Genomic DNA, 22687 nt, shown 5'->3' on the forward strand with positions numbered 1-22687 from the left:
GTACGTGAACTCGTAGATCGGCTCGGGCATGGACGACGACCCGACGGCCCACCGCAGGATCTCGTCGCCCACGCCGAGGAACAGCGTCCGGCCGCCGCCGGCCAGGGAGCCGGCCAGGGCCCGTCCCGTGAACGGCACGACGCGCACGGCGCGGCCTGCGGCGACCACCGCGCCGAGCAGGCCGTCCTGCGTCTCCGGCGTGTCGGCGAGCCGCACCGCCTGTGCCGCGAGGAGGAGGGAGAGGTCGAGGGAGGCCGCCGTGGTCGACAGCGCGGCCAGGCGGTTGGCGTCCGCGACCAGGGATGCGCGCTCGGCCTGGCGCTGGGCCACCACCGCCACGCCGGCCGCCACGAGCGCGACGACGAGCACGACCGCCAGCCCGGCCGCCAGGCGGCGCGTGCGCCGGCGCCCGGCCGCTTCCCGGCGGGCGCGGGAACGGGCCTCGGTCAGCTCGGCCTCGGCGCCGGCACGCGAGGCGTCGAGGAACCGCCGCTCCACGGGGGTCACGTCCGCGTCTGCGCCGGCGGCCCAGTCGAGCGCGGCGGCGAGCCGGGCGCCCCGGTACAGCTCGTCGTCCGGCCGGCCGGACGCCTCCCAGTCGAGGGCAGCCGGGGCCACGTGCCGGCGGACCGCCCGTCCGGCAGCGTCGTCCTCCAGCCACCGCGCGAGCCGTGGCCACTGGGTGAGGAGCGCCTCGTGGGCCACCTCGAGCAGCTCGCCGTCCACCGCCAGCAGCCGGCGGCCGACGAACGCGTCGACCACGGCCCGGCGATGGTCGCCGCGGTCTGAGTCCAGATCCAGCTCGGCGAGTCGCACCGGGCGACGGACCAGCGTGCCGCCCTCGTCGACGTCGGCGAGTCGGACCAGGAGGCGGCGGGCGGTCTCCTGCCCCTCGGCGTCCAGCCCCGTGTACGCCGACTCCGCAGAACGGGTCAGCGCCCCCGCGACACCGCCGGCCTGGAGGTACCCGGCCAGGGTGAGCGTGTCGCCCCGCCGCCGCTCCCAGGTGCCGACCAGCGCCGTGGAGAGAAGGGGCAGTGCGCCGGACCGGCCCAGCACGTCGGCGACGACGGCGTCCACCAGCTCGGGGTCGACCGCGAGGCCCACCCCGCGTGCCGGCTCCTCGACGATCTCCCGCAGCTCCGACTCCGTCAGCGCCGGCACGAGCACCAGAGCCGCGCCGAGCCGCGCGGCGAACGCCGGGTGCTCGGCCAGCCGACCGACGTGGTCTCCGCGCACGACCACGAGGCACCGGACGACGATCCCGTCGTCGAGCAGTCCGAGGACCGCGTCGAGGAAGGCGGTCCGCTCCGCCGGTCCGACCCCCGGCGCCCACAACTCCTCGAACTGGTCGCACACCAGGAGGACGGGCGCCTCCGGCGGGGACTCGCCGGTCAGCCCGGCCAGCACGTCGACCGGCTGCGGGCCCGGTGTGACGATCACCGTCCGCCACGCCGCACTGCCGGGGATCCCGCCCTCGGCGAGTGCCGGTACGAGCCCGGCCCGCACCACGGAGGACTTGCCGGCCCCGCTCGGGCCGGAGACCACCACCCCGGAGAGTCGACGAGCCGGCCCACCAAGCTCGCGACCAGGCGCCGTCGTCCGTGGAACAGCGGCGCGTCCATCACCTGGTAGGCGGCCAGGCCCTTGTACGGGCATGCGCCGGAGGCTGCCCCGGGCCCGGGGACGACCACGGGCGGCGTACGGCCGACCGGCAGCTCCAGGGCCGGGTCCTGCGCCAGGACCGCGGCCTCCATCTCGCGCAGCGCCGGACCGGGGATCGCGCCGAGTTCCTCCGCGAGCAGCGTCCGCGCCCGTCGCACCGCTGCCAGCGCATCCGCCTGCCGCCCCGAGCGGTAGAGGGCCAGCACGAGCAGCCGCCACCAGTCCTCCCGCAGGCCGTCCTCGACGACCAGCCGCTCCAGCTCGGGGACGACGTCGGCGTGCCGGCCCAGCGCGAGCCGCGCCCCGAGGAACGCGGCGACGGCCCCGGAGTGGACCTCGTCGAGCCGGCGCCGCTCGGTCTCGGCGAAGTCGGCGTCGGGCCAGTCGGCGTACGGCTCGCCGCGCCACAGCTCGACCGCGACCCGGAGCTGCCCCTCCGCCCCCGCCGGATCACCGGCGGCGAGCTGCGCCCGCCCCCGGGATGCGAGGTCGCCGATGCGCAGCGCGTCGATGTCGTCACGGCCCAGTGCGAGGGCGTAGCCGTCCCCCGGCGGACGACGTACCGACCGGTGGAGCCTCTGGGTCGGTCCGGTTCCAGCGAGCTGCGCAGCCGCACCACGTGAGCCTGCAGGGACTTCCGGGCCGATGCCGGCACATCGCCGTCCCACAGGGTTTCGACGAGCCGGTCGGCGCTGACCGCGGCAGGAGCGCCCACCGTCAGAGCGGCCAGCAGCAGCCGCTCCTTCGCTCCCGGGACGGGGACGGGAGCGAGGTCGTCGTCCAGCACGTCGAGCGGTCCGAGGACCGCGATCCTCATGCCGGGACGGTAGCCCCGCGGACACCCGGGCAGCCGGCCTCCGCACGCGGATCAGTCGACGGGTCGGCGGGGCGCCGGCAACCGCGACCCGGGCGGTGGCGCGAGCCAGAGGTGCGCCGGGATGCGCTCGCGCACGGCCGCCACCGCCCTGCGCCCGTACAGCTCCTCGTGGACGACGATCCCGCACATGTTGCGGCCAACCACCTGGTAGCCCCTGCCGTCGTCGGCGGGCACGACCGCCTCGACCTCCGGCCACGGGATGAGGTGACCGTCCCCGTCGGCGTCCCGCTCGGCGAGACCGTCGTCGGTGACCACGATGGAGATGCGGGCCGCCTTGTTCACCAGTCGGGTGAACGCCGGGGTCCGGAACGTCGCGCCGCGCGGGAGGTCCCCTGGCGGTTGCACATGGTGCGCCGGTGGACGCCGTCGATGCCCGGGAAGCGCGCGGTCTCGGGCAGGTAGAGCACCGCGGAGCCCCGGGCCGCCCGCAGCGCGGTCGCGACGCGCTCCGGGGTCATGGCCCGCCAGTCGGCGAGCACCTCGGCGACGGGGTGGAACGGGATGCGCGCGACGGTGCAGTAGGCGGCGTCGGCGAGCTCGGACTGCACCACGGCCTCGTCGTCGCCGTCGAGCTCCTCGACGAAGCCCTCGACCGCGTGGCCGATCTCCTCCACCGTCGGGCCGCCGCCGCACAGGGCCGAGTACTGGTCCCAGAGGATCGTCGCGACCTCGCCCTCCTGACCCTCGCGCGCGTCGATGACGACGGCGGTCTCCCGCAGGCCCGCGTGCAGGTCCAGCGCCATGGAGTCGACGTGGTAGCTCAGGCCGCGGGCGTGCCGGGCGATGTCGCGCACCCGCTCCTTGAGGACCTCGATGCCGACGCTCAGGGCCGGGGCGTAGGTGCTGTCGGTGCCGAGCAGCAGACCCACGCCGGGCGCGACGTACTCGGTCCAGACCGGCCCGTCCTGCGGCCTGGGAGCGGGCAGGGAGCGCTCGGGCCGGGAACCCGACGGCAGCGGCAGCGTCAGGTCGTCCGGCAGCTCGCCGTGCCACCAGAGGACGGCGTTCCCCGCACGAACCAGCGCCGCGCGTGCGCCCGCACGACCTCCTCGGTCAGGTAGGCCGCGCCCGGGCCGCCGGTCGCGACGAGCCCCGGTCCGGCCAGCCGGTACCGCGCGGCCCACAGCGATCCGTAGGTGGAGTTCCCGGTCGAGCAGTCCTCGGCCTGGAGGACGCCGACCTCGGACTCCAACCGGTCGGTCGGGAGCTCGCGGAGCGCCCGGCAGACGCCGTCGAGGAACGCGCGCACCGCCTCCGGCCGCCCGGTCGCGTAGAACGCCGTCACGTCGACATCGGTGACCGCGTTGCGCGTGAGGTGCGACTTCGGCAGGGACCCCATGACGAGGTGCTCGACGAGGTGGGTCACCTCCGCCGTCGCGAAGGTCTCGTCCCGGTGGCCCACGCCGAACACCAGGGCCGCCGTGACACGCTCCGGCCCGGAAGCGGTCAGGACCGGGACCCCGTCGATCTCGATGCGCTGCACGCGGACATGGTCGGAGCCGCCGGTTCCGGGACCGGGCGCCACGCCGGGCCGGTGACGACTGAGGCGGGCGGGACCATCGGAGCGGTGCGCCTGCGTTAGCGTCCCTGCGTGAACCAGGACCCCGGAACCGATCCGCACGCCCTCGCCGCCATGGCGGCGAAGGACCTCACCGCCGCGCTGGGTGGACCGCACGACGTCGCCGTGGTCATGGGCTCCGGCTGGGCGCCGGCGGCCGACGCCTTCGGCGAGGCCTCCGCCTCGGTGGCGATCGGGGACCTGCCCGGGTTCGCAGCCCCGACCGCGGTCGGCCACGGCGGCGAGGTCCGGTCGGTGCGGGTGGGCGACCGGGGCGTGCTCCTCTTCCTCGGCCGCACCCACTTCTACGAGGGCCGCGGGGTGGACCCCGTCGTGCACGGCGTGCGGACGGCGGCGGCGGCCGGCGTGCGGACCGTGATCCTCACCAACGCCGCCGGGGGCCTGGCGACCGACCACCGGGTCGGCCAGGCGGTGATCATCAGCGACCACCTCAACCTCACCGCGCGCTCTCCTCTGGTCGGAGCCACCTTCGTCGACCTCACCGACCTCTACTCCGCGCGGCTCCGGTCCCTGGCCCGCGAGCTGGACCCCTCGCTCACCGAGGGCGTCTACGCGGCGCTGCCCGGCCCGCACTACGAGACGCCGGCCGAGATCCGCATGCTGCGCACCCTGGGGGCCGACCTCGTCGGCATGTCCACGGCCCTGGAGGCCATCGCCGCGCACGCCGAGGGGCTGGAGGTCTTCGGGCTCTCGCTGGTGACCAACGCCGCGGCGGGGTCACCGGCGAAAGCTCGACGCCGACGAGGTCATCACGGCGGGCCGGGCTGCCGCGGGCCGGCTGGGGCAGTTCCTCGTCGAGCTGATCGGGCGGCTCCCGTGAGCCTCGTCCTCCTGACCGGCGCGGCCGGCCGGATCGGCACGGTGCTGCGCGGTGGCCTGCCCGAGCGCGGCTGGGCGATGCGGAGTCTGGACGTCATCCCGGTTCCCGACGTCCGCCCCGGCGAGGAGCAGGTCGTCGCCGACGTGACCGACCTCGTGGCCATGGTCGACGCCACGGCGGGCGCGTCCGCGGTGGTGCACCTGGCCGGCATCTCCGGCGAGTCGACCTGGCCGGCGATCCGCACGGCGAACATCGACGGCACCTTCTGCGCACTGGAGGCCGCTCGGCGCAACGGTGTGCCCCGCGTGGTGCTGGCCAGCAGCAACCACGCCACCGGGTACACCCCGCGACCGGACGGCGGCCTGCTGCGCGAGGTCGACGCCGCACCGCGGCCGGACACCTACTACGGCGTCTCCAAGGTGACGATGGAGGCGCTCGGCTCGCTGTACGTCGACCGGTACGGCATGGACGTCGTCTGCCTGCGGATCGGCAGCGCGTTCGCCGAGCCGACGACGACCCGGCAGCTCGCCACCTGGCTCTCCCCGCCGACACCATCTCCCTGGTCGACGCCGCGCTGACCGCACCGTCGCCGGGCTTCTCCGTCGTCTGGGGCGTCTCGGCCAACACCCGCAAGTGGTGGGACCTCACCGCGGCCCGCGCGCTCGGCTACGACCCGCAGGACGACGCCGAGGTCTACGCCGACGCCCTGGTCGAGGCGCACGGCGAGCCCGACCCCGGCAATCCGGTCCACGCACGGGTCGGCGGCGAGTACACGCTGCCGGAGTTCGACGCCGAGCACTTCTCGGCACCGGCACCCCGCGGCGACATCGCGCCGGGCAGCGGGGCGTAGCGGTGGGCGACGACCTGCTCGCCGGCGCGCGGGCCTGGGCCGACGCCGATCCGCACGACGGCGACCGCGCCGAGATCGAGGCGCTCGTCGAGGCCTCGGATGACAGTCCGGATGCCATGGCGGAGCTGGCCCGGCGCTTCGCCGGTCCGCTGACCTTCGGGACGGCGGGGCTGCGCGGCCCGCTGCGCGCCGGGCCGGCCGGGATGAACGCCGCCGTGGTCACCCGGGCCGCCGCCGGCCTGGCCCGTTACCTGGCCGATGCCGGGCACGCGGGCGGTGGCGTGGTCATCGGCTACGACGCCCGGCGCCGGTCCGACGAGTTCGCGCACATCTCGGCCGCGGTGCTGGCCGGTGCCGGATTCGCGGTGCAGGTGCTGCCGAAGGCACTGCCGACACCCGTGCTGGCGTTCGCCGTCCGGCATCTGGGCTGCGCCGCCGGGATCATGGTGACCGCCAGCCACAACCCGCCCGACGACAACGGCTACAAGGTCTACCTCGGCGACGGGGCGCAGCTGGTGCCGCCGGCCGACCGGCAGATCGAGGCGGCGATCGCGGCGGTCGGGCCGGCCCGCGAGGTCCGGCTGTCCGACGAGTGGCTGACCCTGGGTGACGACGTCCAGGCCGACTACGTGGCGGCCGTCGTCGACGCGCTGGAGCCGGCGCGGGTGGCCGGCCGCCGCGACCTGACGGTCGCCTACACCGCGATGCACGGCGTCGGCGCGGAGACGACCCGTGCGGTCTTCGCCGCCGCCGGGTTGGCGGAGCCGGTGACCGTGCCGGAGCAGGACTCCCCGACCCGACCTTCCGCACCGTGGCCTTCCCCAACCCGGAGGAGCCCGGCGCGACCGACCTGCTGAAGGCGCTGTCCGCGCGGATCGGCGCCGACGTGGCCATCGCCGAGGACCCCGACGCCGACCGCTGCGCCGTCGTGTGCGGAGGTCGGCAGCTGACCGGCGACGAGACCGGCGCGCTGCTGGCCGACTGGCTGCTGCGCCGCGGCGTGCGCGGGACCTACGCGTCGTCGCTGGTGAGCGGCTCGCTGATGCACGTGATCGCCGCTGCGGCGAGGCAGCCGTCGGCGGAGACGCCGACCGGGTTCAAGTGGATCATCCGCGCAGGCTCGGACGACGCGCCGCTCGTCTACGGCTACGAGGAGGCGCTCGGCTACGCGGTCACGCCGTCCGTCGCCCGGGACAAGGACGGCATCTCGGCGGCACTCGCCGCCGCGCTGCTCGCCGCCGAGCTCAAGGCCGAGGGCGCACGCTGACCGACCGGCTCGACGAGCTGGCGACCACCCACGGGCTGTTCGTGACCGGGCAGCTGTCGGTGCGGGTCGAGGACCTGACGCTGATCTCCGGCGCGATGGAGCGGCTGCGGGCGCAGCCGCCGGCGACCCTGCTCGACCGCCCCGTGACGTACGCGGATCTGGCGCTGGCGGACCCGCCGGTCGACGCCGTCCGGCTGCTCGGTGACGGCGTCCGGGTGATCGTCCGGCCCAGTGGCACGGAGCCGAAGCTCAAGGCCTACCTGGAGACCGTCGTCCCGGTGCACGAGGACGCCGGCCTGATCGCCGCCCGCGGTCGCGGAGAGGACGAGCTGGACCAGCTGCGCGCGGAGATGTCGACGGCGCTCGGTCTCTGACACCGCTCAGTTCCGCGAGCGCGGCAGGTCAGATCGGCAACGCCTACGAACGGAGGAACCGGTGCGGAAGATCGTCGTGCACATGGGGGTGTCCCTCGACGGCTTCTTCGAGGGGCCCGACCGGGACATCAGCTGGCACACGATGGACGACGAGATGCACGCGTTCATCAACGCGTACCTGGCGACCACGAGCGCCTTCCTGTTCGGGCGGGTCACCCACGAGCTGATGGCGGACTTCTGGCCCGCGGCCGACCAGGACCCGGAGGTCAGCGGGCCGATGCCGGAATTCGCGGGCATCTACCGCCGCATCCCGCGGATCGTCTTCTCCCGCACGCTCGAGCAGGACGAGTGGGCCACCTCCGTGCACTGCGAGGTCGACCCGGAGCACATCCGGTCGCTCCAGCAGCAGCCCGGCGGTGACATGACGGTCGGCGGCGCCGACCTGATCGACGCGTTCCGACGGCACGACCTGATCGACGAGTACCGGCTCTTCGTCAACCCGGTCCTGCTCGGCCGGGGACGGCCCCTGTTCGGGCCGGGCGACGCCCCTGCCGACCTGGAGCTGGTGGACAGCCGCCGCTTCGGCAACGGGGTGGTCATGCTGCACCACGCCCGGAGGCGCGGCTGATCAGTCCAGCGTGCCGCAGGTCCGCAGTGCGGTCAGCACCAGGGTCTCGACGACGCGGACCACCTCGTCGATCTCCACGGCCTCCTCGGGGCCGTGGGCGAGCCGGACGTCGCCCGGGCCGTAGTGCCGCCGCGCCCTGACGGTCACGCGGTCTCAGCCCGCGACGGTCTCCCGGCAGCCGGACTCCAGTGCCCGCGCGGCGGCAGCCAGCACGGCGACGACGTCCCGCCCGAAACCGACGTCGCAGGGGTGCGTGCCGCCGGCGACCGCGGCCTGCATCAGCTCGTCGACGGCCACCGCGAACGCCTCCGGTGCCACCCGGTCCTCCGGCAGCAGCACCAGCCGCCCGGCGTCCCCGTGCACGAAGAACTCGTTGCCCACCGACATCGGCGCCACGGTGTGCGACACGGTGACCGTCGAGGCGACCCCCGACCCGTGCGTGAGCACCAGGTGCACGGTGTCGCCCAGCCCCGCGCCCGCCTGCACGGCGACGACCGGTCCGAGCGCGGGCACCAGCAGCGAGAGCGCGTGCGGGCCGATGTCCCAGAGCGCCCCGCGCTCCTTGCGCCACGGCGAGGAGTCGAACGGCGAGCCCGCGAGCGACGACAGCCAGGAACCGTGGCCACCGGCCACCGTCGTGCGGGCCACCTGCTCGAGCCAGGTCGCCGTCGCCGGGCGGAACCGGAAGGTGAAGAACACGACCGAGGCGACACCGGCGTCCCCGACGGCGGCCACCACCCGGTCCGCGCCCTCGACGTCGAGGGCGATCGGCTTCTCCAGCAGGAGGTGCTTGCCGGCCGCGGCCGCGCGCTCGGCCAGCGGCGCCTGCACGTCCGGCGGCAGCGCGATGCTGACCGCGTCGACCTGGCCGAGCAGCTCGTCCACGTCGCCGAACCCGGGGACGTCGAACTCGGCACCGACCGCCTTGGCCTTGGCGACGTCGCGGCCCCACACACCGACCAGCTCGGCCGCGGGATGCGCGGCGAGGGCGGCCGCGTGGATCTCCTTGGCCCAGAAGCCGGTGCCCAGGACGCCGAAGCGCACGGTCAGACCGCGCCGAACTGGCGGTCCCCGGCGTCCCCGAGGCCGGGCACGATGTATGCCTTGTCGTTGAGGCCCTCGTCGACGCTGGCGGTGAAGACGCGCAGGGGCAGCCCGCTCTCCTCGAGGCGCGCGATGCCCTCCGGGGCGGCCAGCGCGCACAGGACGGTGATCGAGGTGGCGCCGCGGGCGGTCAGCAGCCCGCAGCAGTGCACCAGCGAGCCGCCGGTGGCCAGCATCGGGTCGAGGACGAACACCTCGCGGTCGACCAGCGACGACGGCAGCGAAGCCATGTAGGCCTCGGGCTGGAAGGTCTCCTCGTTGCGGGCCAGGCCGACGAAGCCCATCTGCGACTCCGGGAGCATCCCGTGCGCCGTGTCGGCCATGCCCAGGCCGGCCCGCAGGACCGGCACGATCAGCGGCGGCGCGGCCAGCCGGAAACCAGTCGTCGCCACGACGGGGGTCTGGATCGGCTCCTCCGCGATCGCGAGATCGCGGGTGGCCTCGTAGACCAGCATCTGGGTCAGCTCGCGCAGGGCGGCCCGGAACATGGCGTTGTCCGTCCGCTCGTCGCGCATCCTGGTCAGACGGGCACGGGCCAACGGGTGGTCGACGACGGTGAGCTGCACGCGGCACACCGTATCGGCCGCCGGATCGGGAGGTTCGCGCCTGCGCCCGAAAGGCCGGTTTCGCACGCGCCGCCCCCTCTTGACACGTCTGCGAGCTTTCGCCACAGTCCGGCTGTGTCGAATCCAGCCGCGCCGGAGTCGGCGGTGCCAACTCGGCCCTACGCCTCCCCTCCGCCGGGCGCAGGCCGAATCGACGCGAGCCGCGGTGCTCGATGCGGCGGCCGCACTCTTCGTCCGCGACGGCTATCTGCGCACGACGATGAAGACGATCGCCGGTGCAGCCGGTACCTCCGTGGAGACCGTGTACGCACAGGGCAGCAAGAGCGCACTGCTGCTGGCCTGCGTCGACCGCGCCCTGGGCGGGGACGACGCCGACGTGCCGATGACCGACCGCGAGGCCTTCACCGTCGCGCTCGCGCGACCACGAGCCGCCGATGTCGTCGAGGGGTACGTCCGTGCGCTCGCCGAGGTCGGGGCGCGCGCCGGCGGGCTGCTGGTCGCGTTCGAGGACGCAGCGACCGCCGACCCGGCGACCGCGCCGCTGTGGTCCGCCGCCGAGGCGGACCGCAGAAAGGACCTCCGCCGCCTGGTTCAGGCCGTTGCCGACCGCGGTCCGCTGGCGCACGGCTGGAGCATCGACACGGCGACCGACGCGCTGTGGCTCGTCGTCACCGCCCGCGCCGCGCACACCGCCCTGACGACCCTCGGCTGGTCCGTGGATCTGCTGGTCCAGTGCGTCACCGCACAGATCTGCGCCCTGCTCGTCCCTCCCGAGCCGCCCCCACCGACGTCAGGAACCCGGCATGACCACCTTCCCCACGACCGACACGGACACCCGCGACATGGTCGTCGTGCACGACTCGATCCGGCGCCAGTTCGGCGAGGCGCCCGCCCTCGTCCGCGGGGTGACGGACGGGGACACCGCCCGCGCCGCCGTCGTGGCCGACCACCTCGACCTGCTCGGCGACCTGCTCCACCACCACCACACCGGGGAGGACCGGCTGCTCTGGCCCGTGCTCGGGCCCCGCGTGCCGACGGAGGTCGCGGAGACCGTGCAGCGGATGGAGAGCCAGCACGACGGCATCGCCGAGGCGCAAGGAACGGTCACCGCTGCCGCCGCCGGCTGGCGGCTGACCGCGGCCACCGAGGCGAGGGAGACCCTGGCCGCCGCGGTCGAGGAGCTGACCGGGCGGATCACCGAGCACCTGGCCGCCGAGGAGGAGCACATCCTGCCGCTGGCGGCCGCGCACTTGACACCGGCGGAGTGGCAGCGGCTGGGCGAGGAGGGCATCGGTGGGCTGCCCCGGAAGCAACTGCCCCTGGTGTTCGGGATGGTGATGTACCGGGCGGACCCCGTGGTGATCCGGGGCATGCTGTCGCACGCCCCGCTCGGGCCACGACTGCTGATGCCCCACCTCGCACCAAGGGTCTACGCCCGGTACGCGCGCCGCCTCCATGGCACGGCCACCGGCGTGAGCAACCGCCCGTGGCGCACCTCCGGTTCGGTCGAGCGCGTCGTTCCCGCTGGCCCCCTCGATGTCTACGCGGTGGTCAGCGACGTGACCCGCATCGGCGAACGCAGCCCGGAGTGCCACACGGCGGCCTGGCTGCCCGGAGCGGCCGACGGAACTGTGGGGGCGGTGTTCCGTGGGAGCAACCACTCCGGCTGGGCGGCCCGATGGTCACGCCGCTGCGAGGTGGTGTCGGCCGAAACGGGTCGCGCCTTCGCTTTCCGGACGCTGCCCGAGCGGATCGACCTGTCCCGCCGGGACTCCACCACCTGGCGCTACGACCTGGAGCCGGTCGACGGCGGCACCCGGGTGGTGCACTCCTACGAGATCACCAGGCTCCCCGTGCGGCCCATGCGCGCCCTGTACGGGGCACTCCTCCCCCATCACCGCGACATGCGCCCGCAGATGCAGGCCAATCTCGACGCCCTGCACGACCAGTTCGCGCCCCACCCCGTCCCCTGACCTCCGACCGCTCGAGTCGGTTGCACCGCACGTCAGTGACGATGCCGACCGTCAGACGAGGAGCGGTGTGCCGATCAGGATCTCGGTGCCGTCGGGACGCCAGGTGCGCCAGCGGCCGTCGGGTTGTCGTTCCACCCGGAAGCCGTGGTGGACCTTGGTGTGATGCCGCTCGCACAACAGGGCTGAGTTGGCCTGGTTGGTCTCGCCCCCGAAGGCCCAGTGGATGAGGTGGTGGACGTCGCACCACCAGGCGGGGCGTCGCAGCCGGTGAACACGCAGCCGGCGTCGCGGAGTTCGACGGCGCGGCGCAGGGAGGGGTGGAAACCCGGTGGGAGCGGCCCAGGTCGAGCACGGCTCCGTCGGGGCCGAACACGATGCGGGAGACGTTGCCGTCACAGGAGAGCCAGCGCGCGCGGGCGGCGGAGATGGTGGTGCCGTACTGGGTGCGCCCGGCGCCCGCACCGGCCGACGGGTCGACCAGGTCATCGAGGTCGATACGGGCGAACACGTGCGGCTTCACGGTGCGGGTGATCGGCAGGCCGCCGGAGGCCAGCGCGTTGTCGCACAACTGCACCAGTGCATCGCCCTGCTGCTGGGGTCGGGTGCGAGTGTCGGCGGCGCAGCGGCCGGCTTGCAGAATCGACTCGACCGACGCGCAGAATTTGTCCCCGGCGACCGGGTCGAGGTGGAACCGGCCGTCCAGCCCGCCGTCGGGTCGACGGGTCCAGGACAGTTCCCGTTCCTCGGTCGGGTCCGGCTCCGGCCCGTCGGGGTCCAGCCGGCCCAGGTAGTGCTGCACCACCTCAGTCAGCTCGGCGTAGGGGCGGGTGGCGGCCACCTCGGCCAGTGCCACATCCACCCCCGCCAGGTCCACGCCGTGCTCGGCGGCGGCGGCCAGCTTCTCCTCGGTGGCGACCGGGGCGATCGCCGCGGCCTGCTCAGCAGTGATCGTCCCGGCGGCGCAGCCGGCGGCCACCGCCGGAAGGTGTTCCAGCGCCCGGCCGGTGCGCACCACCCGCGACGCGACGGCCGGGGAGAGTCGCGCGTGCCCCCGCAGCCATGCGGCCATGGTCTTCTTCCCGTCGAGCTCGGCGGCGCCGGTGCGCTCGCACTCCCGCACCGTGCGGGCGATCTCGGCGGCCAGCCGGTTGGACGCCACCAGCAGTTCGCTGAGCCGGTCGAGCAGCTGCGACGGGAACGGCGCCTGCAGATCCTCGACGGCCAGGGCGTCGAGCGCCGACTGCAGCTCGCCCACGACACCTCCCGCACCACTCGATCAGGTGTTCGAAGTTTACCGTGCGAGAAGGACCGACGCACCCTGTATCCGCAGGTCAGGCGCGTATCCACACAGCTGACGGGGCTCTTGAGAGAGTCTCGAGAGCACGATCGGAAGCGACGCCCCACCCCATCGGGGCTGCAGGTTCGGATCATGAACCTTCGCAGGGGACAATGGGGCGCATGACCCACGTGCTCGACCCCGACGCGCTGTCCGATGACGCGCGCGCGTTGATGGCTCCGCTTCCGCCGTACGACGACGTCACCCGCTCCGACTCGGCGTTCCGCGGCTTCCTGCACGGGCTGCCCGGCGTCGACCAGGTGGGCGCCGAATCGCGCGTCGCGATGCTGGGCACCCGGTCGATCAAGACCACCTCGAAGGCCTGGGCCATCGACACCGCGATCTCGATGGTCGACCTCACCACGCTCGAGGGCGCCGACACCCCCGGCAAGGTCCGCTCGCTGGCCGCCAAGGCCCGGCGTCCGGACCCGGGCGATGCCGCCTGCCCCCAGGTCGCGGCCGTCTGCGTCTACGGCGACCTGGCCGGCGTCGCGCGCGAGGCGCTCGGCGACAGCGGCATCCACGTCGCCGCCGTCGCGACCGCCTTCCCGAGCGGCCGCGCCAGCCGAGCGGTGAAGATCGCCGACGTGGAGGACGCGGTGTCCAACGGCGCCGACGAGATCGACATGGTCATCGATCGCGGGGCCTTCCTCGCCGGGCGCTACCTCGACGTCTACGAGGAGATCGTCGCGGTGAAGAAGGCCTCCGGGCAGGCACACCTCAAGGTCATCCTCGAGACCGGTGAGCTGGTCACCCTCGACAACGTGCGCCGGGCGTCGTGGATCGCGATGCTCGCCGGCTGCGACTTCATCAAGACCTCGACCGGCAAGGTGAACCCGGCGGCGACCCTGCCGGTCAGCCTGGTGATGCTCGAGGCGGTCCGCGACTTCCGCGCCGCCACCGGCCGCCAGATCGGCTTCAAGCCCGCCGGTGGCATCCGGACGACGAAGGACGCCATCAAGCACCTCGTGTTGATCAACGAGACCGTCGGCGCCGACTGGCTGGACCCCGACTGGTTCCGCTTCGGCGCCTCCAGCCTGCTCAACGACCTCCTGCTGCAGCGGCAGAAGCTGCGCACCGGCCACTACTCCGGCCCCGACTACGTCACGGTGGACTGATCCAGCCATGAGTGTTTTCGAGTACGCCCCCGCGCCCGAGTCGCGGTCCATCGTCGACATCGCGCCGTCCTACGGCCTGTTCATCGACGGCGAGTTCGTCGACGGCACCGGTGAGCCCTTCAAGAGCGTCAACCCGGCCACGGAGGAGGTCCTCACCGAGGTCTCGGGCGCGAGCGAGGCCGACGTCGACCGCGCCGTCGCCGCCGCCCGGCGCGCGTTCACCCGCGTGTGGGGGCCGATGCGCCCGGCCGATCGCGGCAAGTACCTCTTCCGCATCGCGCGGCTGCTGCAGGAGCGCGCCCGCGAGTTCGCCGTCCTGGAGAGCCTGGACAACGGCAAGCCGATCCGTGAGTCCCGCGACGTCGACGTCCCGCTGGCCGCGGCGCACTTCTTCTACCACGCGGGCTGGGCCGACAAGCTCGACCACGCGGGCCTCGGCCCGGCACCGCGCCCCTCGGCGTGGCCGGCCAGGTCATCCCGTGGAACTTCCCGCTGCTCATGCTGGCCTGGAAGATCGCGCCCGCCCTGGCGACCGGCAACACCGTCGTCCTCAAGCCGGCCGAGACCACGCCTCTTACCGCGCTGCTGTTCGCCGAGGTCTGCCGCCAGGCCGACCTGCCGCCCGGCGTGGTCAACATCGTCACCGGCGCCGGGGACACCGGCCGCGCCGTCGTCGAGCACGGCGACGTCGACAAGGTGGCCTTCACCGGGTCGACGGAGGTGGGCAAGTCGATCGCCCGCGCCGTCGCCGGCACCCGCAAGCGGGTCACTCTCGAACTCGGCGGCAAGGCGGCCAACATCGTCTTCGACGACGCGCCCATCGACCAGGCGGTCGAGGGCATCGTCCAGGGATCTTCTTCAACCAGGGTCACGTCTGCTGCGCGGGCTCCCGGCTGCTGGTGCAGGAGTCGATCCACGACGAGGTCATCGCCTCGCTGCAGCGGCGGATCGGCACCCTGCGCGTCGGTGACCCGCTGGACAAGAACACCGACATCGGCGCCATCAACTCCGCGGAGCAGCTCGCCCGTATCCGGGAGCTCTCCGACTACGGCGAGGCCGAGGGCGCCCAGCGCTGGCAGCCGGTCTGCGACCTCCCGGAGCGCGGGTTCTGGTTCCCGCCGACCGTGTTCACCAACGTCTCCCCGCGCACCGCATCGCCCGGGACGAGGTCTTCGGCCCGGTGCTCTCCGTGCTGACCTTCCGCACGCCCGACGAGGCCGTCGCCAAGGCCAACAACACCACCTACGGGCTCTCGGCCGGGATCTGGACGGAGAAGGGCTCGCGGATCCTGAAGATCGCGAACCAGCTGCGGGCCGGCGTCGTGTGGGCCAACACGTTCAACAAGTTCGACCCCACCTCGCCGTTCGGCGGCTACAAGCAGTCCGGCTACGGCCGCGAGGGCGGCCGCCACGGCCTGGCCGCGTACCTGAAGGGTGCTGAGCAGTGAGCAGCGATCGTCTCGCCGTCCGCAAGACCTACAAGCTGTACGTGAACGGCGCGTTCCCGCGCTCGGAGTCCGGGCGCACGTACGAGGTCACCGACAGCAAGGGCCACTTCCTCGCCAACGCCGCCTGGGCCTCCCGCAAGGACACCCGGGACGCCGTCGTCGCCGCCCGCGCCGCGTTCCCCGCGTGGTCGGCCGCCACCGCCTACAACCGCGGACAGGTGCTGTACCGCGTGGCGGAGGTGATGGAGGGCCGGCACGTCCAGTTCTGCGAGGAGGTCGCCGCCGGGGAGGGCCTGTCGGCGTCCAAGGCGCGCGCCGCCGTGGACGCCGCCATCGACCGGTGGGTCTGGTACGCCGGGTGGACCGACAAGCTGGCCGCCGTCCTCGGCGGGGCCAACCCCGTCGCCGGACCGTACTTCGACTTCTCCATGCCCGAGCCGACCGGTGTCGTCGCCGTCCTGGCGCCCCAGCAGTCCTCGCTGCTCGGCCTGGTCAGCGTCCTCGCGCCGGTCCTGGCCACCGGCAGCACCGCGGTCGTCGTGACGTCCAAGGAGCGGCCGTTGCCCGCGGTCACCCTCGCCGAGGTGCTCGCCACCAGCGACGTCCCGAAGGGAGCGGTGAACCTGCTGACCGGGGACGCCGCTGAGCTGGGCACCTGGCTGGCCGAGCACGCCGACGTCGACGCCATCGACCTGACCGGCGCCCCCGCCGGACGCGCGATGGAGTTCGAGCGGGAGGCCGCCGGCACTGTCAAGCGGGTGCTCCGCCCCCGGCGACCGAGCCGGACTGGACGGCGGACCCCGGCCTGTCCCGGATGTCGCCGCTCCTCGAGACCAAGACCGTGTGGCATCCGATCGGCGTCTGACAGCCTTCCTGCAGGGCTCCCCGCGAGCCTTGCGAGTGATGGGAGCAGGAGGGTCCTCCTCCTGGCACCCGATCGGGGTGCAGCCGTGCACGCCGCTCCGGAACCCGGGCGCGCGTTCCACGGTGGACCGGGCAGGATGGGCCCGTGGCCAGGCCCAGCATCGTCCCGATCGCACTCACCCTCGATGACCGCACCGGCTACACGCTGTGGGCTCCGCCGTGGGAGGAGGACGGGGAGGAATGGCAGGCGTTCCTCGGCACGACCGAGGACGAGACTGCGAAAGTCCACCTCTTCCCGACCCCCGCGGCGCTCGCCGCGTTCTGCCGGCGCAGCACCCACCACGACCTCTCCGACCATCCGGTGTGGCCGGTCGTGGCCGGACTCGGTGCCGCCGACCTGACGCCCGACGACGACCACCGCTTCGACCTCGACGGCGTGTACGACATCGCCGCCGAGAACCCGGACCGGTGGGCCGTCGAGGAGCTCGCCGCCACGATCGACATCGTCAGCCGGCTCGCCGAGTGCCTCGACACCAGTGAGGACGACGACGAGACGCAGTTCGAGGCCGTGGCCGAACTGGCCGCCAAGCCGGAGATCGGCTCCCTGGGCCTCGGCGTCGACGCCTTCGTCGGCCGCTCCGGCGAGGACGCCTGGGTGGGCGTGGGCGGTGTCCTCGACGACCTGTGGGAGGACGTCGTCGAGGAGCTGGACGAGCACTTCGACTGGACGGGCGCGGGGGCGGCCACGCTCGAGGACTACCCCTCGGCGTCGGAGGCCGAGGACGGCACCCCCGGAGACCTGGGGGACGGGGACGACGAGGTGGGTGCGGGCGACCAGCCGGCGGGTTCGGCCGCCGCGGCCCCGGTGCGCACCATCGCCCGAGGGGCCGGATCGGCACCTCGCCGAGCGAGGTCGCGAAGGCCGGGGAGTTCTGGGAGGCCGTCGGCATCCTGCCCGTCGAGATCGTCGTCCCCGAGGGCGCCGGGCTGACCCTGCGCTGCTACGTCGAGGACGTCGCCCGGTTCCTGGGTCGCGACGGCGAGGTCTTCGTGTTCGACACCCCCGAGGACCTCGTCCGCTTCTGCAGGGGAACCGAGGCCCACGACCTCATGGAGATCGCGTCCTGGCCGGAGGTCGCCGACACCGACGTCCCACCGCTGCCGTCCGACCAGGACCGGTACGACCTCACCGAGCTGACCGAGGTCCTCTCCGAGGTCGCCGACGGCGCCGCCGGACTGGTCGACCACCAGGCGTTCGCCCAGCCGGTCGAGGGCGTGCGGGACCTGGCTGAGTACGCCGGCCTCACCCGGGTCGACGAGCTGCTCGCGCCGTCGTCCGGTCTGGGCCAGGCCGTGGCGCGCGGCGAGACCCCGCCGTCCGCCCCGCTCCGCCAGGAGGACGCCGGCGAGCTGCGCCGGCAGTGGGACGAGGTCGTCATCCAGATCGGCGGGGCGCTCGTCTTCCGCGACTGAAAAAGGGCCCCGTCCCACTCACCGCTCGCAAGCTCGCGGCGAGCCTCCGGACGGGGCCCCGACGGCCGGCCCCGGAGAACCCGGTACCGGCCGCCTCGTCGTTCAGGTGCGGTTCAGCTGGAGTAGCGCGACGGACGGCTGGGCCGCCCGCCCGAGCGGGAACCCCGCTCGCCGTAGGAACCACCCGACGACGAACGGTCGCCGTACGAACCGCCCGAGGTCCGGTCGCCGGCCGGCCGCGGCTTGTCGCCGAACGAGCGACGCGGGCCGCCGCGGGACCCGCCGGTGGGACGGTCGCCGTCACGACGCGGGCGCCCACCGGGGCCACCGCCGCCACGACGCATGTCGCGCTGGGTGCGCTCCTTGGGCTCCACCGGGATGCCCGTGGCCACCAGGTCGAGGATCGCCTGGTCGCCCGGACGGATCCGGTCGACGGCCGGGTCGACCTTCGCCGTGCGGAACCGGCGCTTGGACTGGCCGACCTGGTCGGGCAGCAGCAGCGAGACGACGACGCCGGCGGCACCCGCGCGAGCCGTGCGGCCCGAGCGGTGCAGGTAGGTCTTGGCGTCCGTCGGCGGGTCGTAGTGCAGGACCAGCGAGACGTCGTCCACGTGGATGCCGCGGGCGGCGACGTCCGTGGCCACGAGGACCGGGGACCGGGCGTCGGTGAACTCCTCCAGAGCGCGCTTGCGCGCCGCCTGGGGCAGCCCGCCGTGGATCGCCTCCGCCTTGATCCCGGCGGCCTTCAGGTTCTCGGCCAGCCGGTCGACACCCAGCTGGGTGCGGGCGAAGACGATCGTCCGGCCCGGGCGGCCGGCCAGCTCGGTGGCCACCTGCAGCTTGTCCCGGAAGGCGAGGCTGAACGCCAGGTGCTCGGCCGGCGGGGCGTCGTCCCCGGCTCGCTTGACCTCGTGCCGGGCCGGGTCCTTGAGGTAGCGACGGACGAGGGAGTCGACCTCGCCGTCCAGCGTGGCCGAGAACAGCAGCCGCTGGGCGTTGCGGTCGGTCTGGTCGAGCAGCTCCTTGACGACCGGGAGGAAGCCCAGGTCGGCCATGAAGTCGGCCTCGTCCAGCACGGTGATGACGACCTCGGCGAGGGTGGCCTCGCCCTGGTTGATCAGGTCCTGCAGCCGGCCCGGCGTGGCGATGATCACGTCGACGCCACGACGGAGCTGCTGGATCTGGCGGTACATGGGCGCGCCGCCGTAGACGGCGACCAGCTGGACGCCGCTGGCCTGACCGAGGGCGCCAGCGCGTCGTGCACCTGCTGGGCCAGCTCACGGGTCGGCACGAGGACCAGACCGCGGGGGCGCGGCGGCCGTTCTTGACCTCCTGGCCGACGCGGGCGAGCAGCGGCAGGCCGAAGGCCAGCGTCTTGCCCGACCCCGTCGCGGCCTTGCCGAGCACGTCGCGCCCGGCGAGGGCGTCGGGCAGGGCGGAGGTCTGGATGGCGAACGGACGGTGGATACCGCGCCGCTCGAGCGCCGTGACGAGCGTCTGGGGAAGACCCAGCTCGTGGAACGTCGGGCCGGCCGGGGCCTCGACGACGTTCTCGGTGGCGATGTTCTCGGTGGTGATCTCAGTGTTCTGGACGGCGTTCTCGGTCGCGGTGGACTCGAACGCGGCAGGGTGGATCAACGACATGCGGGGTGGGGCTCCGATACAGCTCGGAGCGCGTCCCGTGAAAGAGGAGGAGCACCGTCAGGTACCGGCGTCCTCACTTGGCGATCGGATGCGCCCAGGGATGGAACGCGTGATCTGCACGGATGCGCTCATGCCCGGACCAACCGTCCGGGAGGATGACCGGCGTTGTGCCGGTGCACCCAGGTTAGCAGCGAAGACCGCCGGACGATTCCCCCGACCGGGTGTCAGCGGTCACCCTCCGTCAGGCCAGGAGCGCCGCGTACCCGGGCCGGACGACCTGCTCGAGCAGGCGGGAGCGTTCCGAGTCACCCAGGAACGCGGCGGCGAGCGCACGCTCGGTGACCGTCCGGACGTCGTCCCAGGACCAGCCGAACGTGCTCGCGACGGCGGTGACCTCGCTGCTGACCGAGACGCCGCTCATCAGCCGGTTGTCGGTGTTGAGGGTGACGGCGAAGCCGAGCCGGTGCAGCCGGTCGACGGGGTGCTCGGCCAGCGAGGGGTAGGCGCCGGTCTGCACGTTGGACGACGGCGCGATCTCCAGGGTCACCTGCTCGTCGAGCACCCGCTGCGCCAGCGGGCCCAGCGTGCCGTCGGCGGCCACCTCGTCGGCGATGCGGACACCGTGGCCGAGCCGCTCGGCACGCGCCCCGTCCAGCGCCGCGCGGATGCTGTCGATGCCGGCGGCCTCACCGGCGTGGATCGTGCGGTGCGCCCGGGCACCGTCGAGCACCCCGATCGCCGAAGGGATCCGGTCCGGGGAAAACCGATCTCGGGACCGGCCAGGTCGAACCCGACGACGCCGGCGTCCCGGTAGCGGACGACCAACCCTGCGACGTCGTCCCAGCGGTCGGCCTGCCGCATCGCGCAGAGCAGGGCACCGACCCGGATCGGGGTACCGGCCTCGGTGGCCTCGCGGCTCCCGACGGCGAAGCCGTCCACCATCGCCTCGACGACCTCCTCGATCTGAAGGCCGTGCGCGGTGGAGAGTTCGGGCGCGAACCGCACCTCGGCGTAGACGACGCCGTCGGAGGCCAGGTCGAGCGCGCACTCCCGCGCCACCCGGTGGATCGACTCCGGCTGCTGCATCACCCCGACGGTGTGCGCGAACGTCTCCAGGTACTGCACCAGGGAACCGGAGTCGGCCGCCCGGCGGAACCACGCCCCGAGGCTCTCCGGATCGGCCCCCGGCAGACCGCCGTAGCCGTGCTCGTCGGCCAGTTCGAGCACCGTCTCCGGCCGCAGGCCGCCGTCGAGGTGGTCGTGCAGCAGGACCTTCGGGGCGCGGACGACGTTCTCGGCGTTCAGCGGTGCAGGCACCAGGGGAACGTAGCTCAGTCCGACCCGCGGTCCTGCCAGCGGAAGGTCGCGACGCACAACAGCAGCCCGGCGATGCACCACGCACCCAGGACCAGCGCCGTCCGGCCCAGCTCCCACGACCCTGCCGGCTCCGATGCGGCCATCACGTCGGGCAGGAAGACCGAGCGCAGCCCCTGCGCCATCCACTTCAGCGGGAAGAACGCCGCCACCGTCTGCATCCACGTCGGGATCTCGTCGAACTGGAAGAACACCCCGAGATGAACTGCAGCAGCAGCGCGAAGGGGTCACGGTCGCCGAGGCCGACCGGCCGTTCTTGGCCAGGCTGGAGATCGCGATCCCGAGCAGCGTGCAGGCGGCGGCCCCGAGAGCCGCCACCCAGGCGAAGGTCAGCCAGTCGGCGCCCGAGGGCAGCTCGATGCCGTAGAAGACGACGCCGATGAGCAGCAGCACCACGATGATCGCCACCGTGACGGCGAGCACCTGCACGACCTTGCCGACGAAGTAGGCGCTCTTCGGCATCGGCGTCCCGACCAGGCTCTTCAGCGTGCCGTCCGAGCGCTCGGTCGCGATGCTGATCGCCATGTTCTGCAGGCTGGCGCCCAGGATGCCGGCCGCGATGATCCCGGCCATGAAGTACTGGATGAAGCTGACGCCATTGCCCAGGTCGAAGTCCAGCACCGCACCGAACACGACCAGCAGCAGCACCGGCAGCATCAGCGTGAAGACCACCGACTCCCGCTGGCGGAAGAACTCCTTGAGCTCGACCGAGGCGCGTGAGCGGTAGACGCTCGGCAGGGACGGCAGCGGCTTCACCGAGGTCGGGCTCGTGGTGGTCGTCATCGCGCTTCGCCGATCATCTGCAGGTAGACGTCCTCGAGGGTGGGCCGGGCCACCGCGAGGTCCGGGACCTCGCCGGGGAAGCGCGCGGCGAGGTCGCGCACGAAGGCAGTCGGCGACGCCGTGGCCTCGGTACGGCGGGCGCCGTCCTCGGTCCAGCTGACGACGGCGGGAGCGGTCTCCCGTCCGCCGAGCAGCGACGGGACGGCCACCTCCACCAGCTGCCCCGGGTGATGACGCCGACGCGGTCGGCCAGCGCCTCCGCCTCGTCGAGGTAGTGCGTGGTGAGCAGCATCGTGGTGCCGAGCTCCCGCAGCGACCGGATCAGCGACCAGAACTGGCGCCGCGCCTCGGGGTCGAAGCCGGTCGTCGGCTCGTCGAGGAAGAGCAGCGTGGGCCGGCCGACGATGCCGAGCGCGACGTCGAGACGCCGGCGCTGGCCGCCGGAGAGCGCCTTGCCCCGGACACCTGCCTTCTCCGTCAGACCGACGAGCTCGAGGACCTCGTCGGGATCGCGCGGGTCGGCGTAGTAGGACGCCTGGGCCGCCAGCATCTCCCGGGTGGTGAGCTGGCTGTCGCCGGCGCCGGACTGCAACACGATGCCCAGCTGCGCCTTCCACGACCGGGCGCCGTCGGCCGGGTCCTCCCCAGCACGCGGACCTCCCCGGCGTCTCGGCTGCGGTAGCCCTCGCAGATCTCGACCGTCGTCGTCTTGCCGGCGCCGTTGGGGCCGAGCAGCGCGAAGATCTCGCCGCGCCGGATGTCGAGGTCGAGACCGTCGACGGCCACGAAGTCGCCATACCGCTTGACCAGGCCGCGGATGGAGATGGCGGCGTCCGCGTCGATCGGCTGGGGCCGGTCGCGTTCGACGGCCGGAGAAAAGCGGGTCACAGAAAGAGAGTGTCCCCGCCCTGTCGCGGCGAGTGTGCCCCGGAGGGTCCGCGCAGG

At 73.6% G+C, this 22687-nt stretch carries 22 protein-coding genes and 7 pseudogenes; 13 read left to right on the top strand and 16 right to left on the bottom strand.

Annotated features, from left to right (window positions below; all coding sequences use genetic code 11):
- Positions 1-633: 633 nt before the first annotated feature.
- The 6 genes and pseudogenes from U6N30_RS34525 to U6N30_RS24380 all read right to left on the bottom strand — a co-directional run.
- Positions 634-1551, bottom strand: a pseudogene (locus U6N30_RS34525) (nSTAND1 domain-containing NTPase); the annotation flags it as partial.
- Entirely contained in the window at positions 1440-2333 is an 894-nt protein-coding gene (locus U6N30_RS24365; RefSeq protein WP_324274311.1) for an AfsR/SARP family transcriptional regulator, read from the bottom strand. The gene U6N30_RS24365 and the pseudogene U6N30_RS34525, both read right to left, overlap by 112 nt.
- A pseudogene (locus tag U6N30_RS34530) lies at positions 2309-2482 on the bottom strand (AfsR/SARP family transcriptional regulator); the annotation flags it as partial. The pseudogene U6N30_RS34530 and the gene U6N30_RS24365, both read right to left, overlap by 25 nt.
- A gap of 51 nt (positions 2483-2533) precedes the next feature.
- The gene (locus U6N30_RS24370) at positions 2534-2824 is read right to left on the bottom strand and encodes a hypothetical protein (protein ID WP_324274312.1); all 291 of its coding nucleotides are present in this window, start codon (positions 2822-2824) and stop codon (positions 2534-2536) included.
- On the bottom strand, positions 2821-3411 hold the full coding sequence (locus U6N30_RS24375) for a hypothetical protein (RefSeq protein ID WP_324274313.1): 591 nt from the start codon (positions 3409-3411) through the stop codon (positions 2821-2823). Before U6N30_RS24375 ends, U6N30_RS24370 begins: the two co-directional genes overlap by 4 nt.
- Before the next feature lie 95 nt (positions 3412-3506).
- Complete coding sequence (locus U6N30_RS24380) at positions 3507-4025, bottom strand: peptidase M16 family protein (protein ID WP_324274314.1); 519 nt, start codon at positions 4023-4025, stop codon at positions 3507-3509.
- A 108-nt stretch (positions 4026-4133) separates the two neighbouring features.
- On the opposite strand from U6N30_RS24380, the gene U6N30_RS24385 reads away from it, so the two are divergent.
- The 5 genes from U6N30_RS24385 (at position 4134) to U6N30_RS24405 (ending at position 8060) form a co-directional block, all read left to right on the top strand.
- The gene (locus U6N30_RS24385) at positions 4134-5519 is read left to right on the top strand and encodes a purine-nucleoside phosphorylase (protein WP_324274315.1); all 1386 of its coding nucleotides are present in this window, start codon (positions 4134-4136) and stop codon (positions 5517-5519) included.
- Positions 5520-5793: 274 nt separating this feature from the next.
- Positions 5794-6648 (top strand): phosphohexomutase domain-containing protein, encoded by an 855-nt coding sequence (locus U6N30_RS24390; RefSeq protein WP_324274316.1) that lies wholly within the window; start codon positions 5794-5796, stop codon positions 6646-6648.
- Positions 6603-7058 carry a phosphohexomutase domain-containing protein gene (locus tag U6N30_RS24395; protein WP_324274317.1) on the top strand — a complete coding sequence of 152 codons (456 nt, stop codon included), beginning with the start codon at positions 6603-6605 and terminating at the stop codon, positions 7056-7058. The genes U6N30_RS24390 and U6N30_RS24395 overlap by 46 nt, the downstream gene beginning before the upstream one ends.
- Before the next feature lie 41 nt (positions 7059-7099).
- Positions 7100-7432 (top strand): hypothetical protein, encoded by a 333-nt coding sequence (locus U6N30_RS24400; protein WP_324274318.1) that lies wholly within the window; start codon positions 7100-7102, stop codon positions 7430-7432.
- Between the two features lie 61 nt (positions 7433-7493).
- Positions 7494-8060, top strand: coding sequence for a dihydrofolate reductase family protein (locus tag U6N30_RS24405; RefSeq protein WP_324274319.1), 567 nt, complete (start codon positions 7494-7496; stop codon positions 8058-8060).
- On the opposite strand, the gene U6N30_RS24410 is transcribed toward U6N30_RS24405, so the two are convergent.
- Genes U6N30_RS24410 through upp form a run of 3 tightly spaced genes read right to left on the bottom strand, consistent with a single transcriptional unit; the run spans position 8061 to position 9730 of the window.
- A complete protein-coding gene (locus tag U6N30_RS24410) occupies positions 8061-8207 on the bottom strand; it encodes a hypothetical protein (RefSeq protein WP_324274320.1) in 147 nt (48 codons plus the stop codon).
- A 6-nt stretch (positions 8208-8213) separates the two neighbouring features.
- A complete protein-coding gene (locus U6N30_RS24415; RefSeq protein WP_324274321.1) occupies positions 8214-9104 on the bottom strand; it encodes a Gfo/Idh/MocA family protein in 891 nt (296 codons plus the stop codon).
- Between the two features lie 2 nt (positions 9105-9106).
- A complete protein-coding gene (gene upp / locus U6N30_RS24420; protein WP_324274322.1) occupies positions 9107-9730 on the bottom strand; it encodes a uracil phosphoribosyltransferase in 624 nt (207 codons plus the stop codon).
- Between upp and U6N30_RS34535 the strand changes: the two are divergent.
- Both U6N30_RS34535 and U6N30_RS24425 read left to right on the top strand, forming a co-directional pair.
- Positions 9651-10061 (top strand): annotated as a pseudogene (locus tag U6N30_RS34535) (TetR family transcriptional regulator); the annotation flags it as partial. The gene upp and the pseudogene U6N30_RS34535 sit on opposite strands and share 80 nt — an antisense overlap.
- Before the next feature lie 472 nt (positions 10062-10533).
- The gene (locus tag U6N30_RS24425; RefSeq protein ID WP_324274323.1) at positions 10534-11703 is read left to right on the top strand and encodes a hemerythrin domain-containing protein; all 1170 of its coding nucleotides are present in this window, start codon (positions 10534-10536) and stop codon (positions 11701-11703) included.
- Positions 11704-12076: 373 nt separating this feature from the next.
- Here U6N30_RS24425 and U6N30_RS24430 read toward each other — a convergent pair.
- Positions 12077-12958: pseudogene (locus tag U6N30_RS24430) on the bottom strand (DUF222 domain-containing protein); the annotation flags it as partial.
- 203 nt (positions 12959-13161) lie between these two features.
- On the opposite strand from U6N30_RS24430, the gene deoC reads away from it, so the two are divergent.
- The 6 genes and pseudogenes from deoC to U6N30_RS24460 all read left to right on the top strand — a co-directional run bounded on the left by deoC (position 13162) and on the right by U6N30_RS24460 (position 17941).
- Complete coding sequence (gene deoC, locus U6N30_RS24435; RefSeq protein ID WP_422677978.1) at positions 13162-14157, top strand: deoxyribose-phosphate aldolase; 996 nt, start codon at positions 13162-13164, stop codon at positions 14155-14157.
- A gap of 7 nt (positions 14158-14164) precedes the next feature.
- Positions 14165-14572, top strand: a pseudogene (locus tag U6N30_RS24440) (aldehyde dehydrogenase family protein); the annotation flags it as partial.
- 83 nt (positions 14573-14655) lie between these two features.
- Positions 14656-15604, top strand: a pseudogene (locus tag U6N30_RS24445) (aldehyde dehydrogenase family protein).
- The gene (locus tag U6N30_RS24450; protein ID WP_324274324.1) at positions 15601-16869 is read left to right on the top strand and encodes an aldehyde dehydrogenase family protein; all 1269 of its coding nucleotides are present in this window, start codon (positions 15601-15603) and stop codon (positions 16867-16869) included. Before U6N30_RS24445 ends, U6N30_RS24450 begins: the two are co-directional and overlap by 4 nt.
- Positions 16842-17459, top strand: a complete 618-nt coding sequence (locus U6N30_RS24455) for a hypothetical protein (protein ID WP_324274325.1) — start codon at positions 16842-16844, stop codon at positions 17457-17459. Before U6N30_RS24450 ends, U6N30_RS24455 begins: the two co-directional genes overlap by 28 nt.
- A gap of 59 nt (positions 17460-17518) precedes the next feature.
- Complete coding sequence (locus U6N30_RS24460) at positions 17519-17941, top strand: hypothetical protein (RefSeq protein WP_324274326.1); 423 nt, start codon at positions 17519-17521, stop codon at positions 17939-17941.
- A 113-nt stretch (positions 17942-18054) separates the two neighbouring features.
- Here U6N30_RS24460 and U6N30_RS24465 read toward each other — a convergent pair whose 3' ends face one another.
- The 6 genes and pseudogenes from U6N30_RS24465 to U6N30_RS24490 all read right to left on the bottom strand — a co-directional run bounded on the left by U6N30_RS24465 (position 18055) and on the right by U6N30_RS24490 (position 22630).
- Complete coding sequence (locus tag U6N30_RS24465; protein WP_324274327.1) at positions 18055-19134, bottom strand: DEAD/DEAH box helicase; 1080 nt, start codon at positions 19132-19134, stop codon at positions 18055-18057.
- Between the two features lie 178 nt (positions 19135-19312).
- A pseudogene (locus tag U6N30_RS24470) lies at positions 19313-19585 on the bottom strand (DEAD/DEAH box helicase); the annotation flags it as partial.
- A 241-nt stretch (positions 19586-19826) separates the two neighbouring features.
- A complete protein-coding gene (locus tag U6N30_RS24475; protein WP_324278445.1) occupies positions 19827-20240 on the bottom strand; it encodes a hypothetical protein in 414 nt (137 codons plus the stop codon).
- Entirely contained in the window at positions 20129-21742 is a 1614-nt protein-coding gene (locus U6N30_RS24480; RefSeq protein WP_324274328.1) for an ABC transporter permease, read from the bottom strand. Before U6N30_RS24480 ends, U6N30_RS24475 begins: the two co-directional genes overlap by 112 nt.
- A 13-nt stretch (positions 21743-21755) precedes the next feature.
- The gene (locus tag U6N30_RS24485) at positions 21756-22337 is read right to left on the bottom strand and encodes an ABC transporter ATP-binding protein (protein WP_324274329.1); all 582 of its coding nucleotides are present in this window, start codon (positions 22335-22337) and stop codon (positions 21756-21758) included.
- Positions 22220-22630 (bottom strand): ATP-binding cassette domain-containing protein, encoded by a 411-nt coding sequence (locus tag U6N30_RS24490; protein ID WP_324274330.1) that lies wholly within the window; start codon positions 22628-22630, stop codon positions 22220-22222. The genes U6N30_RS24485 and U6N30_RS24490 overlap by 118 nt, the downstream gene beginning before the upstream one ends.
- Positions 22631-22687: the final 57 nt, after the last annotated feature.

The sequence above is a fragment of the Blastococcus brunescens genome, assembly GCF_035320885.1.
Lineage (GTDB): Bacteria > Actinomycetota > Actinomycetes > Mycobacteriales > Geodermatophilaceae > Blastococcus_B > Blastococcus_B brunescens.

Bases quoted from the DNA above. Each gene is read 5' to 3' on its own strand.
- U6N30_RS24465 (WP_324274327.1), bottom strand. From the start codon at position 19,134: ATGTACCGCCAGATCCAGCAGCTCCGTCGTGGCGTCGACGTGATCATC.
- deoC (WP_422677978.1), top strand. From the start codon at position 13,162: ATGACCCACGTGCTCGACCCCGACGCGCTGTCCGATGACGCGCGCGCG.
- U6N30_RS24425 (WP_324274323.1), top strand. From the start codon at position 10,534: ATGACCACCTTCCCCACGACCGACACGGACACCCGCGACATGGTCGTC.
- U6N30_RS24480 (WP_324274328.1), bottom strand. From the start codon at position 21,742: ATGACGACCACCACGAGCCCGACCTCGGTGAAGCCGCTGCCGTCCCTG.